The 15697-nt window shown below is 49.5% G+C and carries 17 protein-coding genes; 3 read left to right on the plus strand and 14 right to left on the minus strand.

The window, feature by feature from the left end:
- Positions 1-4 precede the first annotated feature (4 nt).
- Positions 5-451: a pilin gene (locus DU481_RS03900; protein WP_350132752.1), complete on the plus strand. Its 447-nt coding sequence runs from the start codon at positions 5-7 to the stop codon at positions 449-451.
- 271 nt (positions 452-722) lie between these two features.
- Here DU481_RS03900 and DU481_RS03905 read toward each other — a convergent pair whose 3' ends face one another.
- The 6 genes from DU481_RS03905 to DU481_RS03930 are packed head-to-tail and all read right to left on the minus strand — an operon-like array spanning position 723 to position 6552.
- Positions 723-3104: a GspE/PulE family protein gene (locus tag DU481_RS03905; protein ID WP_502889907.1), complete on the minus strand. Its 2382-nt coding sequence runs from the start codon at positions 3102-3104 to the stop codon at positions 723-725.
- Positions 3105-3115: 11 nt separating this feature from the next.
- Positions 3116-3880, minus strand: a complete 765-nt coding sequence (locus tag DU481_RS03910; protein ID WP_350132754.1) for a 3',5'-cyclic-nucleotide phosphodiesterase — start codon at positions 3878-3880, stop codon at positions 3116-3118.
- 21 nt (positions 3881-3901) lie between these two features.
- Positions 3902-4327, minus strand: a complete 426-nt coding sequence (locus tag DU481_RS03915) for a universal stress protein (RefSeq protein WP_350132756.1) — start codon at positions 4325-4327, stop codon at positions 3902-3904.
- Positions 4328-4359: 32 nt separating this feature from the next.
- On the minus strand, positions 4360-5079 hold the full coding sequence (locus DU481_RS03920) for a TerC family protein (protein ID WP_350132758.1): 720 nt from the start codon (positions 5077-5079) through the stop codon (positions 4360-4362).
- Positions 5080-5132: 53 nt separating this feature from the next.
- A complete protein-coding gene (locus DU481_RS03925) occupies positions 5133-6302 on the minus strand; it encodes a patatin-like phospholipase family protein (protein ID WP_350132760.1) in 1170 nt (389 codons plus the stop codon).
- Positions 6295-6552 carry a hypothetical protein gene (locus tag DU481_RS03930; RefSeq protein ID WP_090319530.1) on the minus strand — a complete coding sequence of 86 codons (258 nt, stop codon included), beginning with the start codon at positions 6550-6552 and terminating at the stop codon, positions 6295-6297. The genes DU481_RS03925 and DU481_RS03930 overlap by 8 nt, the downstream gene beginning before the upstream one ends.
- 149 nt (positions 6553-6701) lie before the next feature.
- On the opposite strand from DU481_RS03930, the gene pip reads away from it, so the two are divergent.
- Entirely contained in the window at positions 6702-7664 is a 963-nt protein-coding gene (gene pip / locus DU481_RS03935; RefSeq protein ID WP_350132762.1) for a prolyl aminopeptidase, read from the plus strand.
- An 8-nt stretch (positions 7665-7672) separates the two neighbouring features.
- On the opposite strand, the gene DU481_RS03940 is transcribed toward pip, so the two are convergent.
- Both DU481_RS03940 and DU481_RS03945 read right to left on the minus strand, forming a co-directional pair.
- Entirely contained in the window at positions 7673-8593 is a 921-nt protein-coding gene (locus tag DU481_RS03940; RefSeq protein ID WP_350132764.1) for a CPBP family intramembrane glutamic endopeptidase, read from the minus strand.
- A 34-nt stretch (positions 8594-8627) separates the two neighbouring features.
- Positions 8628-10631, minus strand: a complete 2004-nt coding sequence (locus DU481_RS03945) for an SEFIR domain-containing protein (RefSeq protein ID WP_350132766.1) — start codon at positions 10629-10631, stop codon at positions 8628-8630.
- 230 nt (positions 10632-10861) lie between these two features.
- On the opposite strand from DU481_RS03945, the gene DU481_RS03950 reads away from it, so the two are divergent.
- Complete coding sequence (locus DU481_RS03950) at positions 10862-12100, plus strand: EAL and HDOD domain-containing protein (protein ID WP_350132768.1); 1239 nt, start codon at positions 10862-10864, stop codon at positions 12098-12100.
- Positions 12101-12119: 19 nt separating this feature from the next.
- Here the strand turns inward: DU481_RS03950 and DU481_RS03955 are convergent, their stop codons facing one another.
- The 6 genes from DU481_RS03955 to DU481_RS03980 all read right to left on the minus strand — a co-directional run bounded on the left by DU481_RS03955 (position 12120) and on the right by DU481_RS03980 (position 15387).
- Positions 12120-12569, minus strand: coding sequence for a DUF6174 domain-containing protein (locus DU481_RS03955; protein ID WP_350132770.1), 450 nt, complete (start codon positions 12567-12569; stop codon positions 12120-12122).
- A gap of 15 nt (positions 12570-12584) precedes the next feature.
- Entirely contained in the window at positions 12585-13097 is a 513-nt protein-coding gene (locus DU481_RS03960) for a hypothetical protein (protein WP_350132772.1), read from the minus strand.
- Positions 13090-13476: a TM2 domain-containing protein gene (locus tag DU481_RS03965; RefSeq protein ID WP_350132774.1), complete on the minus strand. Its 387-nt coding sequence runs from the start codon at positions 13474-13476 to the stop codon at positions 13090-13092. Before DU481_RS03965 ends, DU481_RS03960 begins: the two co-directional genes overlap by 8 nt.
- 14 nt (positions 13477-13490) lie before the next feature.
- The gene (locus DU481_RS03970) at positions 13491-13703 is read right to left on the minus strand and encodes a DUF4177 domain-containing protein (protein WP_090319510.1); all 213 of its coding nucleotides are present in this window, start codon (positions 13701-13703) and stop codon (positions 13491-13493) included.
- A 110-nt stretch (positions 13704-13813) separates the two neighbouring features.
- Positions 13814-14395, minus strand: a complete 582-nt coding sequence (locus DU481_RS03975; RefSeq protein WP_350132776.1) for a hypothetical protein — start codon at positions 14393-14395, stop codon at positions 13814-13816.
- 278 nt (positions 14396-14673) lie between these two features.
- The gene (locus tag DU481_RS03980) at positions 14674-15387 is read right to left on the minus strand and encodes a PEP-CTERM sorting domain-containing protein (RefSeq protein ID WP_350132778.1); all 714 of its coding nucleotides are present in this window, start codon (positions 15385-15387) and stop codon (positions 14674-14676) included.
- Between the last annotated feature and the right edge of the window lie 310 nt (positions 15388-15697).

The raw sequence follows: 15697 nt of genomic DNA on the forward strand, positions 1-15697 counted from the left end.
ACAAATGCAACAAGCACAAAAAGGTTTTACTCTGATTGAATTAATGATCGTTGTCGCCATCATTGGTATTCTGGCTGCAGTTGCTGTACCTGCGTATCAGACTTATACTTTGAAAGCGAGGTTCAGTGAAGTTGTATCCGCTGCCGCTCCATACAAGCTGGGTGTTGAACTTTGTTTCCAAGAACAAGGCACTCTAGCCGCTGCCAACTGTACTAACGCGTTGGGAGGTATACCGGCTGCGACTGCTGCAGCTGATGGTGCTGTTGCGGCTGGTTCCGGTGCCATTTCTGCTAATGGCCCACTCACTGCCACCATTACCATGACTGCTAGCAACGCTAATGGTCTCGCAGGTCAAACTTATATTCTCACCGGAACTTCAGCAGGAGTTGGAAGACCTATAATCTGGACCAAAGCCGCTGGGAGTACTTGTATTGCTGCTGGAATTTGCTAATCTGAATTCTTAATCGATTGTCTAATTTCCAATTGAAATATAGATCGTTGATGCTTTAAGCTCTAACAAGAAAAGCCGCCTTAAATATTAAGGCGGCTTTTCTATTTAACACATCACCTACTCCATCGGTGTGAAATAACACAGTAACCAACAAAGCTACTATTAACTCCTAACTTCAGTCCACTAGCAAGTAGCTTGCCAGTTACGTACTCTTCACACACGACATACTACGTAAGAGAGTGACCATTATCGTCACTTTTATTACAGTAACTCACTTAATACACACCACCCGTACCTGATGAATATCCGTAACCCCCTGTAACACCTTTTCAATACCATCTTGCTTCAATGTCCGCATACCATCACCCAAGGCCGTCACCAGCATATCCGCCACACGAGCGCGCTCTTGAATATTCTTTTTCAGTGCATCGGTGGCTGTCATCAATTCATGTAATCCCACCCGCCCGGAATAACCTGTACCGGCGCAATCATCACAACCCGCTGCCTTGTACAAGGTAATTTGACCTTGATCGTTTCCATATTGTTGGATCCATTGTTCGCGTATTTCACCAAGCGCAGCATCGGGATTGGCTTTAAAACGATCGATATTTCTGAGCTCGGCGCAATACTCGGTTAATAATGTATCGACTTCATGTTCGCTGGCTACATACGATTCTTTACAATTCTTGCATAAACGCTTCGCTAAACGTTGCGCTAACACACCCAGCAAGGCATCGGAGAAGTTGAACGGATCCATGCCCATATCCAGTAACCGAATGACCGATTCCGGCGCGCTGTTGGTATGCAGTGTCGCCAAAACCAAGTGCCCGGTTAGTGAAGCTTCGATACCGATACTGGTCGTTTCCTTGTCGCGCATCTCACCCACCATGATAATATCCGGATCGGCTCGCAAAAAAGAACGCATGATGGCTGGGAAAGTTAATCCCGCTTTGACGTTGATTTGCACCTGACGCAATCCTCTTTGTGTAATCTCAACCGGATCTTCCGCAGTCCAAATCTTGGTATCGTCGCGATTGAGATATTTCAATACCGAATGCAGCGTGGTTGTTTTACCTGAACCTGTCGGGCCGCATACAAAAAACAACCCGTACGGTTTGCTGATAATTTTCTTCAACTCCTCCAGATTGTGCTCGGTAAAACCCATTTTCTCCAGTGGAATGGGTTCACCGGCAGCCAGAATACGCATTACGACATCTTCCAAACCACCGGCTGAAGGAATGGTCGCAACACGCAATTCGATATCCAGTGGCGCAAATTTCCTGAACTTAATCTTGCCATCCTGCGGTTTGCGCTTTTCGGAGATATCCATATCACACATAATTTTTATACGTGTGATCATAGAATTACGATAACCTGCCGGAACCTCGATATAAGGCATCAGCGAACCATCCTTACGGAAGCGTACTTTGGTTTTTTCTTTCCCTGAGTAGGGTTCGATATGAATATCCGATACCCCCATTTTATAGGCATCAATAATGATTTTATTGACGAGCTTGACCAGCTCGTTGTCAGTCGCCGCGGAAGATTCCTCTATCTCACCTGTTATCTCTTCGACATCTTCAGTCCCGAGATTGGTAAGCATTTCATTGATGTCGCCGGTACCGATCTCGTCCTGGCTGCCGCCATAAAATTGTTCGACCGTGGCATTAAATTCTCTTTGCGTAGTAACCGTGTAAACGATCTTATGCTTTGGGAAAATCGTATTGGCAATACGCTGCGACTTAACCCGTTCAGGATCGAGCGTTAGTAGTATCAAGCCATCTTCGGTTTCATCAATCGGCAGTAAGGCATTGCTTTCAACATAATCTTTTTTTAAATTCTTAAGCAGATCAGCCGGTTTAATCCTATCCGCTCTAAAAGGCTCATACTTAACCTGAAAAAAAGAAGCCAATGCCTTGCCGATGAGCGGCAAACTCATGCGGAATTCGTCAACCAGAACATCTTCCAGATCGCAGCCTTTTTTCCGCGCTGAGCGTGTCGCCAGTTCCAGTTCAGGGGCGGAAATAATTGCATCGAGAATCAGATAATCATATTTCGATTTGAGCAATTGAGAGGGCTTCTGGCGCTGCTTAAAAGCAATGGCAAGAACGCGGCAAATTTCCACGACCCCTTCCATGATCTCGGTGGTGAATGATTCATTCGATCTATTATTAATCACTTGAACCACGCCCATCAGTTCCCGGCTATCTGCGTTCAGAATCGGCACCGCCAGCATCTGTTTGGTTCGATAACCCGTGCGTTTATCCACCTCGTTGGAAAAAACCAGTAGCGGATTAAATTTTTTTAACTCACTTTTATCGTATACATCTGCAATATTGACCACTTTCTTTTGCAAAGCGGCAAAACCGATAATACTGTTTTCCGTTACCGGCAGTTTCAAATCCTGAAAAGAATCAAATCCACTTTTAACCCTCGAAACAAAAGAAGATTTATCTTCATTCAGTGAGTAGATAGTAAACCGGTCCGCGTTGAGCAATGCGCAAATATCCTTGCTAGTTTCCAGCATGATTTCTTCAACACCATTCGCAGCGTATATCTTGTTGATAATAACCTGCAGATTTTTGGAAAAAGCTGATTCGTTATTATTATTTACATTATTCTTTTGTGGTTGAATCATCGCGACTGTACTCATAGCCTCACTTCCTAAAATTCGAATAATTGATTGTTCTCAAGGCGACGTGGATTATATTTTCCAATGCACTGATCTATTTCTTCCATGATGACATCGGCTTCACCGGGTTTCAGGTGCGTAATAAATATTTCCACATTCCGTTCCAATTTCTCTAATTCTTCCGCCAGCAAGCTGGGGCAAAAATGCCGTGATCTGATCGCGATATCCTTGTTCTGATTGCAAAAGGCGCATTCAATAATCAAATACTGCAAATTTACAATCTTATTAACGGCTACCCAGAAGGCATCATTAGTAGTTGTATCACCGGAAAAAACAAGACTGGCTAACCCCGAGTCCAACTGAAAGCCGACTGTAGGAACGGTGTGATGGGCGGGCAGTGGCGTAATCGCACGGCCATCGAGAAGAATGGTATCTCCCAACGACAATGTTTCGTAACGCATATAAGGGGAAATGTCATTGGGAATTTTTGTAAAATCTGGCCACAGATGCCAGTTAAACAAATGCTCCCGCAACGTATCCAGCGTGGGCTGGATGGCATGAATTGTTATCGGTTTGTTGCGGATGGAACCGACGGTATCCACCAGAAATGGAATAAATGCAACATGATCCAAATGTGCATGCGTAACAAGAATATGATCAATTTTGATCATCTCGGACAAACTCAAATTACCCACACCTGTTCCCGCGTCGATTAGCACATCGTCGTCCAGCAACATCGCAGTGGTTTGTTCGCCGCTTCCTATCCCTCCGCTACACCCCAAGATCCTTAGCTTCAAAAGACTCGCCCCGGAAATTCATTACTTAATCAATAACACGGGAGTTTTTGCCAACTGCATCACTTTGCTGCTTACCGAGCCCAGCAACAAACCTTGGATACCGCCCGCTCCGCGCGGCCCCATCACAATCTGATCATATTGCTTCTCACTAGCAAACCGTACGATCATTTCGACCGGATCACCCACCACAATGTGATATTGATAAGCAACACCCGCCTGATCGAGCAAAGCGCACGTGCTTTGCAATTCCTTTTGGCCTTCCTCTTGGTGATATTGCTTAATATCCGTCTGGTTAATGAACAATGCCGCATTGCCGCGCAGCGGATATTGCACATTCAGTAAATGCAGTTCCGGTTTTTCCTTATACCAGTCCAATAAAGCAATAAAGCCGGTTACTGCTTTATTGGCATAATCAGAACCATCGACAGGTAATAAAATTTTTAGCATGATCAGTCTCTCAAACTTTTATACGTGAATGACTATTTGGGAATTTTTTCATCGGCCAAATCTTCCAACGGCTGGGGTTTAACCGGTTTCCGGGCCGCCAGCAATTTGCCGGCCGCAATAACCAGAAGCGCTACAGAAGCCGGCGCAATCCACTGAAGATACTTCGCCTGTGTACTAACCCATTCCTTGGTGACGACATCGGTAACCGCCATATCGCCAGCAATCCATCCCAACAATCCCGCGCCAATTGCGATCGTAACCGGATATCGATCCATGACCTTCATCACCATTTGACTGCCCCAAACGATGATCGGCACGCTGACGACCAAGCCGAAAATGACCAAACCGATGTCATCCTTGGCCGCACCTGCGATGGCGATGACATTGTCCAAACTCATCACTGCATCCGCCACGATAATCGTTTTAATCGCACCAACTAACGTCGTGCTGGCATCAATTTCATGCGCACCCTCCGGCTCCGGTTGCAGCAATTTAATGCCAATCCAAACCAGCAAAACCGCGCCTACAATCTTTAGATAGGGCATGGTCAACAGACTCAAAGCAAAAAAGATCATCACCACGCGCAATAAGATTGCGCCAAACACACCCCAGAAAATACCCAATTTGCGCTGTTGCTCTGGCAAACGCCGGCAAGCCAGCGCGATCACAACGGCATTGTCGCCGCCGAGCACAATATCAATCGCAATGATTTGTAAGACAGCAAGCCAAAATTGCGGACTATCAAAAGCCATTTATTTTTCCTGACAAAAATTTTAATGCAATAAAAACGTGACGCCCGTATGCGCTATACCTTTTCTTGAACCCCAATAAACTTTAAAAGTTCATTTTTCTGTTGCATGGTATCGTTATAACCCAACTCGATTAAATCCCGGCAGAAAGGCACTTCAAATAATACGTAGCTGAGTAAAGTCGAACCATTCGGCCCCATGGCGCCGATGGCACGGTATAGATAGCGCATGATCCACGGCAGTGTATGCGCATATTTCTGGGCAATTTCGTTGATTCCCTCGCTCGGGGCAATCATCATTGCTTCGATGGGGCGCAGCGATATGTTATTCGCTTTAAACGCCTCGGGCGGAATCAGTTTCAGTGTTTCATTAATGCGTAGCAAACGCTCCAGATCCACGTCCAGGCTGTCGACAAAGATGCTGTTCAACGCATGTCCTGCAATCTGTGCAAAAGGCGGATAACCTGATGCGCTGATACGTTTGGGCTCGTCGGTTACCGGTTTACGCACGCCGATGATCAATACTTTATCGGCTCCCAGATGAAGCGCCGGGCTAATCGGCGCCATCTGACGCATGGAGCCATCGCCAAAATACTCACGATTCAATTTCACGGCAGGAAAAATAAACGGTATCGACGAGGAAGCCATCAAATGCTCAACTCCGATCTCGACCGGAAGACCCAGTCTTTGCGCCCGTTTCCACGGTAACACTTCTCGTGCCGCTTGATAAAAAGTAACCGATTGACCTGATGTATATCCCCAGGCAGTCAATCCCAGTGCATGCAGCGAGCCGGAGCGGATACAGTGTTGAACGGTGCGGAAAGAAAAACGGCTTTTTAGCAAAGCTTCCAGTGGCGCATTATCCAGCAGAGAAATGGGATTATGCTGGCCGTATTCGCTCGACACCAAGGAGAGCATACAGCGCAAAGTGTTATGAATAACACCCATGAGATCCGACCGGTAAATCTGATCGACATGAAAATTCGACCATACTTCTTCCAGCCGTTCGACACCTTCGGCAAAATTGTGGGCGGAAACGGCAATACTGGCAGCATTGATAGCACCGGCGGAGGTGCCGCAAATAATTGGGAACGGGTTGCGCGTCTTATCAGGTAATAATTCGGCGATGGCGCGCAACACACCCACTTGATAGGCGGCGCGCGCTCCACCGCCGGTCAGAACAAGTCCAACTTTCGGTACGGCTAATGCTTTCTTCTGTTCATACACGAACTGCAAACTCTGACTTCACCCTCTCCAGCGCATCCCGTAAGGTTTCTTCTGGTAAATTGTTTAACGAACTGGACAGGATCTTGGCTGCCTGGCAGACCGAATCCGGCAATAAAGTACTGTCCATCTTGGCCACAAACACAGCCGCGGCGCCAGTCGCATCCAGCAGGCATTGGCGTTCATTCATCAATATTTCCATTTCTTCGCGCAACATGGAAACTTCTTGTTCTCTCAGGATAGTATTAGGCATATGATATTCCTTTTAACATTGATACAGTAGATAGCCTGTCGAGCAATATAGCAGAACTATAATTCATTTAAGACCTGAACTCTGTGATCTTTGCCACTCTTTTCTATCTTTCTTAAACCCAATTAATTATCGGCATTTGTACCCATATCATGAACCATCATTCACCTGCGGCGCTTTACCCTGAAATTCAACCCAACCGGCAAGGCACATTAGCCTTGGATAACATCCACACCATGTACTGGGAGGAATCCGGCAATCCTTCCGGCACGCCGGTGGTATTTCTTCATGGCGGCCCTGGTGCGGGATCGACACCAGCGCACCGGCGCTTCTTCGATCCGGCATATTACCGCATAGTCATATACGATCAAAGGGGCGCGGGGCGTTCAACACCGCTGGGTGAAACACAAGACAACACAACACCGCATCTGATCAACGACTTGGAATCACTGCGTCAGCATCTGGGCATTGACCGCTGGCTGGTATTTGGCGGCTCGTGGGGCAGCACACTGGCGCTGGCGTATGGCGAAGCGCATCCGGAACGTTGTCTGGGCTTCATCCTGCGCGGCATTTTTCTCTGCCGCAAACAGGAAATCGATTGGTTTCTGTACGGATTGCGTAATTTGTTCCCGGAAGCATGGCGTGAATTGGTTGCACCGCTATCCGATACAGAGCGCAACGATATACTCTCCGCTTACCATCAACGCCTGATGAACCCGGATCCGGCTATCCACATGCCTGCGGCGCGCACCTGGAGTACCTATGAAGGCTCGTGCTCGACGTTATTGCCCAATCCGGCCACAGTCCGCTACTTTGCCAGCAACACCGTGGCGCTCGGACTGGCGCGCATGGAAGCGCATTACTTCATGCACAATATCTTCCTGCCGGAAAATTCGTTACTGAATAACGTGCACAAACTGCACAACATCCCCGCCACCATCGTGCAAGGCCGCTACGACGCCGTGTGCCCGATCGTCAGCGCGGACGATCTGCATCACGCCTGGCCGCAGGCGGAGTACCTCATCATCGACGACGCCGGGCATTCGGTGTGGGAACCGGGCATACAAGCCGCGCTGATCCGCGCCACCGATCGCTTCAAAACCCGCAACTCGTAACGCGCAATCTATCCGTTCCTTACATTCCCGGCATATGCGCTGACCTCCATCATCCAGGCGATGCCCAGATGCACCGCCAGACCACCGGCGATGGAGCGGGTTTGATACGCGACGACGCCCAAAATCAAACCGCCGAAAAAGGAAGAAATACACTCGAGCAGCGGTTTGCCGAAATGGACGCTGCAATAAAAAACCGCCATCGGCAGAATCGCCGCCGGTCCGGCATAGCGGGCAAACGCAAAAATCAGGAAACCGCGGAAGAACAGTTCGATTGTGACAAAATCGATACCGTAACTGACCTCGTACAGCAACTGAAACCAGCCGAAATGTTCCGTATGCGGCGCGATGAAAGCGATTTGTTTTAAGCGTGGATACGCCGCGAGAAAATCCGGCTGCGTCCCGGCATACGCAATCAGCGGCATCATCATCAACAGCATCAAACCGTACGGCCACCAACGCACATTGCGTAGCGTCAGCCCCCAGAAACCCGGCTGTTCAGGAAACCACCGCTGTAACACGATCAACGGCGCCAGCACGACCAGCAACTTAAAAGGCAGCGTCGTGACGATCGTCCAATAACTCCCCCACACCCCATCGATTTGATTTTCCAGCGGATTGGCCACACTCGCCTTAACCGCAAACAAAACCGGTGCGATCAGCAGCAGCAACCAAAATAGCGGCGTGGCCGCGATCAAATGTCTGCGGAATACCACGGCAAAACCATACGGAATGACAAACGCGCTGCAATACACCAGAAACAGTGCAGCACACTGCTGCCAGCGCGAATCCAGCCCTTTGATTATGCCGCTTTCAATACCCAGCGTATAGTTCAGCGCAATCAAAAGCCCTGCCCACACCGTGCAGAACAGCAGCAACCCTTTGTCCAGCAAAGACCCGCACTCGCGCAAACGGATAAGAGCAGCCGTCATCGGGAAAGGAGCAACAGATCAGACGGCGACACGCTCAAGGCTTCGCCGCTTCCGCTGACGGTTCATCCCGACCGGATGAATCCAGTTGCAGCATTCCTTCCAGTATACCGATTCGCAGCTCCCATTCATGGTCTAGCCGTTTCTCACGCTGCAACCGGTATAAAATGTCCAGCGCATCCGCCAGTAATTCCTTTTGCTGTCCGGTTAGAATCTGCGACAGTTTGACATAGCTCACCACCAGATCGGTTTGCCACTCCACCACATCCGGATCGAGTTCCGCCAGTCTCTTAGCGATGGTGAGATCATTCTGATAAGCCTTCAGCGCTGCCGCGTTGTCGCCGGTTTTCTCATGTACGCCGCCGATTTTGTTATAACTCACCGACAGATCGCGCTGCCACTGTGTGTGCTTTGGGTCGCGTTCCGCTAGTTTCTTGCGGATCGCAAGCGCTTCCTGATACGCCTTCAGTGCCGCTGCATTGTCGCCACTTTTCAGGCGCATGTTGCCGACTCGCTCATAGCTCATCGACAGGTCTTGCTGCCACTGCGTTTGCTTCGGGTCAAGTTCCGTCAGTCTCTTGGCGATGGCAAGACCATCCTGATACGCCTTCAGCGCCGCACCGCTGTCGCCGGTTTTCAGATGCAAGTCCCCGACTTTGCTATGACTCACCGACAGGTCGCGCTGCCACTCCGTGTGCTTCGGATCGAGTTCTGCCAGTCTCTTGGCGATGGCGAGATCATCCTGATAAGCCTTCAGCGCCGCCGCATTGTCGCCGGTTTTCTCATACATGCTGCCGATCTTGTTATAACTCACCGACAGGTCGCGCTGTAAATTGAGATTATCCGGCTCCGCTTTCACAAGCTGTTCCAGCAATAATTGGCTTTGCTGGTATCTCTCAAATGCTTTCCGGTTATCGCCCAGCGCGCTCAAAATATCCGCTTCATCGCTTAAGGCAACTGCAAACCACCAAGGATCTTTTTCCGGATCGAGCTGCTTCTGCAGATTTTGCGCGGCTTCCAGTGCCAGCGTACTGTTGCCTAATTTTCTGGCGATGCTGCCGATATTGCGCCAGGCTTTGGGGTAATCGCGCCGGAATCCAACGGCCTCTTGATACAGCGCCAACGCCTTGGGCATATTGAAGGCATTTTCCCAGCGCTCCGCAGCCGTGAACGCTTCCTGCGCCAGCTCTGCCGTTTTTTCCCGTTTCAGGTTTTGATAATAACGCTCACGAAGCTGTGCCGCCTGTTCCAGTTCACCTGCCTGCAAAGCTTGCTGTTCAGCCAGCAATTGCGGATTTTCGGGATTCTTTTGCAGATCGGCCGCGTTTTGCACCAGTGCATCGCGGTATCTGCTTTCCCATTCCGCCACATCACTGCGGTATCTTTCAAGCAGATCGCTAAGATTGTGATTATTGCGTTTTTCCTCCGAGAGCTGTTTCTGCAGTTGCGCCACGAGCGTTTGGACTGCGGCATCGGGCAAGTTGGTATACGACGCAACTTGTACCGCCTGTTGCGCAATATTGACGTTTAACGCAAGTCCACTGGCGGTCTCCGGCGGAAGATAGATCATGCCACCGATTTCCGGCGCTGGTGTCGCGTGTTGATCCGTCAGCAAGCGGTAAAGCACGGTGTAATCGCGTGGCAACGTGTAGGTGGTGTAACCTTTCAGCGGCAGCGGCACATCGTCCAAGCTGCCTTGCACGGGGATGATCGGGATGAATTTGGTGTTGCGGTAGTAATGATCGTACAGCGTTTGCGAGATCACCACGCCTTCGAAATTGACGCCGCGCCCGCCATCCGGGTCATTTCCGCGATAACGCTGTAGATATACTGGCGTGCAGACGATCAGGACAAAATCCGCTTGTTCAATCTGCGTTTCCATCCAGCGCTGCCAGCCTTCCGGCGGAAACCCATTGACGTATTGGTCGATCTGGCAATCCAGGCCATCCCGGCGCAGATCGTTGGCCAAATTCCGCACGAATTCCCGGTGTGTATCCGAGTCGTGGCTGTAACTGATGAAAACGCGGGTAGTTGGATTCATGAGTAGCGGGTAGCGCGGGTTCGATGAGCGGCAAGCATAAGTAAAACCGGCGGTAAAGTCTACCGGGTGCCCAACGGACGCGAGAAATCACCAAAGCATATTGCAGCAAATCTCTCGCTGAACGGAAAACCCCGTTTGTTCCTGCTTTAGGCTGCAGTCACCCTACCGTATATTCCAGCTTCATTTACCCGAACAAGCAGTTGCACCCAACGATCAATGCGGAGGAATCAATGGAAAGTTATTTTCTTGGCCGGCAACCCATTCTGGATCGTAACCAGAACTTAGTCGCATACGAGTTGCTGTTCCGGCAGGAGGAAACCCAGGAAGCAGCCAAAGTCACCGACGATTTATCCGCGTCGGCCAACGTGATCGTCAACGCTTATGGCCGTTTCGGCATTCAGAATGTGCTCGGGCAACAGCGCGGTTTTATCAATGCGGATCTCGATCTGATCATGAGCGATATCATCAGCTTGCTGCCGAGCAAGCATGTGGTGCTGGAAGTCAGGGTGCCGGAACAGATCACGGTGGAATTTCTACAGCAATGCAACGAGTTGAAACAAAAAGGCTATCAATTCGCATTGGATAATATCGTTGCCATCGACAGCAAAATCGAACAGTTACTGCCGATCGTCAGCGTTGTGAAAGTCGATGTGCTGGCGCTTGGAGCGGATGAGCTCGAAGAACTGGTCGCCGCATTAAAACGCTGGCCGGTTTTGCTGCTGGCGCTGAAAGTGGAAAGCCGAGAGCAGGAATTACGCTGTAAGGAATTGGGATTCCAGATGTTTCAGGGCTATTATTTCGCCAAACCCGAGGTGATGTCGGTCAAATGTACAGATCCGGGGAAATTGTCGCTACTTAGATTATTGACTTTGGTGACGGATAATCTCGATCACGAAGAAATTGAAAAGGAATTCAAACGCCAGCCGGGACTCAGCTATAACCTGATGCGCATGGTCAATTCCGTGGCGGGCGATTTGCCGCGCAAAATCAATTCGATCAAGCACGCCATCACATTAATGGGGCGCGAGCAATTGCTGAAATGGATACAACTGCTGCTGTACACCGCAGGCAAGTCGGAAGATGGCATCCCCAGCACGCGCATGCAAACAGCGGTGGAACGCGGCAAATTGATGGAATTGATCGCGGCTGCGGAGCGCCCGCACGATAAAAATCACCATGAACGCGCCTTTATTGTCGGCATTTTGTCGCTGCTGGACGAATTACTCGGCATCGAGATGCAGCAGATCGTCAACAAATTGGGTATTTCCGACGATATGTGCCTAGCCTTAGTGAAACGCGAGGGACGTTTGGGCCAAGCATTGAAATTGGTCGAAGCGGACGAACAAGGCAACGGCGTTGCAATTCAATCCATACTCGCCGGATTGGGTTTCCTGAGTCTCGATGAATTCACCGGCATTAAAATACAAGCCAGCGGCTGGGCCAATCAAACCGGCGACATCGCCAACTAGAACAGGATAGAGCTTGCGGTTAAGGCAATCGCTCAAACGCCGATACCGTTAACCCCAGCTCGTCGTCCGCCGCCCTTTTGATGCGGTCGATATTGATCCGGGTTGGAAAGCCATAGCTCGGATGATAAGCCGCCGCGATTTGATCCGCCGTGCCGTTCAAGTTCGCTTGCAGTTCCGAGAACAGCCGGTCGATGGTTGCGTAACGGGAAAAATAGGCATAGTCGGCATCTGCCGCCGTAATCGTTTTGCCCGTGTTATCCGTCATTGCAACAACCTGGCCGTTCAATACCTCGATCTGTAGCGGCATGCGGTTTCTGAAAGTGCAAAAACAAATCATATTCAGCTCGAAGCGGTAGTGCGTAATATTCGCTTCCTGCCATTTCTTCTGGTGACGATCGAAGTCGCTGCGCATGGGCAACACGCAAGCCATCAGCAGCAAAATTGACATGAGCAGAAGCGTTTTTTTCATGTGGCGAAAAATTCCCTAATCATCCATTCTTCCGGATCCACCGACCGGCGCATCCAGCTGGATTTCCGGTTCGGTCACGGGCGTGGCTGAGAATTGGATTGGCAGTTCGCTATAGTTCGCCGGTGTAATGAACACTTCCATATAAACCGGTGTGGCGAGAAATTCGGCATAAAAAGTATTGGCATAGCCGCCGGATGCCGTGGCAAAACCGAATCCATGCGGCGTGATCTGTCCCTGCGCGTCGATACGGATCAGATTATCCAGCGTAAACGGTTCGTTTCCCGGAATGGATTTACCGGTGGGGTGCAGACCAGTAATGCGCTCACCATTGCGGTGTCCGGCAATACTGAGAATTGGATAAAAGCCTTGTGCATCGGCAGTTTCGGCGGTCGTGAGTGTTCCTCTGGCGACAACGCTGCTGCTGGTGTAACGCCAATTCCATATTTTCTCGGCGCTGGCATTGTGCGCACATACCAGCAATAGCGCGACAACAGCGCCGGATAGAATCTGATTCGTTAATCTATTCATTCTGACTCACCGCGCGGTAGATCTTTTCCATAACTTCATTATTGTAGTCCTGAACCACGCTTTGCGAATTAAACAAATCCCTCAGTTCAACCACCGTGATCGCAATAATCAGCAGCAATCCGGCGCCGGCAAGCCCGGTGAAGAACATGACTGTTCCGGTAATGAATAGGCATAGATTGATCGTGCCACGCAGCGGTTTACCCAGATAGAAATGATGGAGACCGGCGACAAAAAGATAATTCAGCACCGCGTAAGTATCCGGATCTTTCAGTTCTTGTTCGGCTTGTTTGAAAAATTGCAGCCGCTTGTCATCCGGCAATTCCCGTACCTGCTTTCTGATGCGCTCTTCGTCTTCCTGGATGGTTTCCTGGCTTTTCATGGATGTGGCAATGCTTAACGCGCCAGCGTGATGATCACCGCTTCCCGTTTCCAAAACAGCAAAAACCGCTTCTGCTCGACAAACTGAAACACCAGCGTCCAGCCATCCGCGGCTTCCCTGTTCAGCGTCATTTCCAGCCGCTTGATCGGAATACCCGACGCGCCCAGGAAAATCGTTCCCAGTCCGCCTTCCGTCACGTATAGCACTTTGTATTCTTTGTAAGCCATATGGTTAAGTCCCTGTTGATTTCACCGGAATGCAGGATTGTTTAGATCAGCGGCCTAGTGTACTGCAACCGGGAAATCCGGTGTTGTGACGCAATAAAATCAGAAACGTATTACGCCACGACGACCCTCCTGCGGTATGCGATCAGCGTAACCATGAAAACACAAATCACCAGCATAACAGCCGGAAACAACAGCGTGGTCACGGAAAAATTCTCCAGCGCCAGCATCACCAGTACATTACGCAACGTGAATAATGCAAAAAATTGCAGTGATTCCGAATATGGGAATTGATAGGCTTTTCTGACCGTGGGCCCGAATCCGATCACATCGATTGCCGTCAACAACACCACCGCCCACACCGGATCGGATGTCCAGAACCACAGCGGCAATGAAGACAATGCCGCGATAAAAAATACCCAGTCGGCTCGAGTAACCGTCACATCGGCACGCTTCAGGTAGGCCAGATAGGCAATGCCGATGGTAATTCCGGCTGAAACACCGATCGGCCAAGTACCCGCGCCGCCCTTGTCCTGCAATTGCGCCACAAAAATCAGCAACGTCGTCGCACCCCAGATCACCCAGGAAAAAATATGCGGTTTAATCGAGCCCCGGAAAATTTCCCGGATGTATGGAATGAACGCGGCCAAAGTGATTGCGATGGCGAGGAGACTGAGCGCTTCTTTGTAAAACATATGCTTTTGTGATGAGCCGAGAAAAACAGAATCACATATGAGTTCATTGCTTATGATTGGTTCAGTCTGGGAAAAAATATTCCTGATGCATTTGATGCATCAGGCAAAACAAAGAAAACCAGCTATTTTGGCTTACCCGATCAGGGTGTTTTCGTGGTTACAACTGCTGGTATTGCTGTTGGGATAGTTGCGGGTTTTGTTGGCTTTAAACGCAACCGATGAGATGGGGGTGAACCTTGATGGATGCCGCCGGATATAGCAGGCGGCATCCGATAAAATTAAGCTACCTGATTTCTACGGCGAACCATAAATCCCAGGACGCCCAAGCCTGCTAATAACATGCCATAGGTTTCGGGTTCAGGTACGGGACTCACCGTACCGCCAATAAAGAAAGTGCCGGTGCTATTGTAAGCTGCATCAATCGCAGCCACGGCTGCCGCATTGAGCGTAATGGAGACGATACTACCGTTACTCGATGAATCCACTGAAATCGAACCGTAAGAATTACCGGATGCCAGATCATTAAAAATTCCAAGACCGGTATCGCTGAGAGGATTACCGGAAACATCGAACAGGGTATACAACAATGCAGCCGATTGGCTCAAGAAACCGCCATTCGCGCCACCGTTTTCTCCAACCGCTGGTTGATACAAATTCAATACTGCACTAGTGGTTCCAATAGCGCGATGCACGTCGAATGCGAAATAGTTATTCGCAAACGTATCGCTTCCACCGCACGAATCGGATGAGCCGCAGGTACCCGCAATATAGTTTCCTGTCGCGCCACCAAAATTGTTGGTACCAAATTCGTCAACCCAGCCGCGATTGGTCGCCGTATACGTTGTGCTGCCATTCAGCACCAGTTGCGCGCTGCCAACGTTGTGAGTCCAAGCAAAAGTGTGGTCACTTAAACCGGCCGATGCAACCGATGGCAGTACCGCCAATCCTAGAATGCACGCCACTGTGCTAACTAATTTATTATTTTTGATCATTTTCTTTCCTTTCAAGACTAAAATTATCTGGAAAATCACTTATTGAATTATTTTTAACCCATTTCGTATGGGGATAGTAGTTTGCTGTAAATATTAAAACCATAGGGCAGCACTACTTTTTTTATAGTCGAGTTGTACCATTTATGGGGTATTCAATCGATCCATATCCGCTGAAAATCTCCTTAGAAATGGGTGAAAACACTGGCCGGTGTCAACTGAACAACGAGTATGGGTACCCCTTCGATTCTGTGTGTAACAACAGTAAATCGCATGATTTTTTGAGAATGGAGCACTTGGAATCGCCAGATAC

Source organism: Nitrosomonas sp. (assembly GCF_040240425.1).
Taxonomy (GTDB): Bacteria; Pseudomonadota; Gammaproteobacteria; order Burkholderiales; family Nitrosomonadaceae; genus Nitrosomonas.

Coding starts and splice junctions, on each gene's coding strand:
- DU481_RS03900 (WP_350132752.1), top strand. CDS start 5: ATGCAACAAGCACAAAAAGGTTTTACTCTGATTGAATTAATGATCGTT.
- DU481_RS03905 (WP_502889907.1), bottom strand. CDS start 3,104: ATGAGTACAGTCGCGATGATTCAACCACAAAAGAATAATGTAAATAAT.
- DU481_RS03915 (WP_350132756.1), bottom strand. CDS start 4,327: ATGCTAAAAATTTTATTACCTGTCGATGGTTCTGATTATGCCAATAAA.
- DU481_RS03920 (WP_350132758.1), bottom strand. CDS start 5,079: ATGGCTTTTGATAGTCCGCAATTTTGGCTTGCTGTCTTACAAATCATT.
- DU481_RS03930 (WP_090319530.1), bottom strand. CDS start 6,552: ATGCCTAATACTATCCTGAGAGAACAAGAAGTTTCCATGTTGCGCGAA.
- pip (WP_350132762.1), top strand. CDS start 6,702: ATGAACCATCATTCACCTGCGGCGCTTTACCCTGAAATTCAACCCAAC.
- DU481_RS03940 (WP_350132764.1), bottom strand. CDS start 8,593: ATGACGGCTGCTCTTATCCGTTTGCGCGAGTGCGGGTCTTTGCTGGAC.
- DU481_RS03945 (WP_350132766.1), bottom strand. CDS start 10,631: ATGAATCCAACTACCCGCGTTTTCATCAGTTACAGCCACGACTCGGAT.
- DU481_RS03950 (WP_350132768.1), top strand. CDS start 10,862: ATGGAAAGTTATTTTCTTGGCCGGCAACCCATTCTGGATCGTAACCAG.
- DU481_RS03955 (WP_350132770.1), bottom strand. CDS start 12,569: ATGAAAAAAACGCTTCTGCTCATGTCAATTTTGCTGCTGATGGCTTGC.
- DU481_RS03960 (WP_350132772.1), bottom strand. CDS start 13,097: ATGAATAGATTAACGAATCAGATTCTATCCGGCGCTGTTGTCGCGCTA.
- DU481_RS03965 (WP_350132774.1), bottom strand. CDS start 13,476: ATGAAAAGCCAGGAAACCATCCAGGAAGACGAAGAGCGCATCAGAAAG.
- DU481_RS03970 (WP_090319510.1), bottom strand. CDS start 13,703: ATGGCTTACAAAGAATACAAAGTGCTATACGTGACGGAAGGCGGACTG.
- DU481_RS03975 (WP_350132776.1), bottom strand. CDS start 14,395: ATGTTTTACAAAGAAGCGCTCAGTCTCCTCGCCATCGCAATCACTTTG.
- DU481_RS03980 (WP_350132778.1), bottom strand. CDS start 15,387: ATGATCAAAAATAATAAATTAGTTAGCACAGTGGCGTGCATTCTAGGA.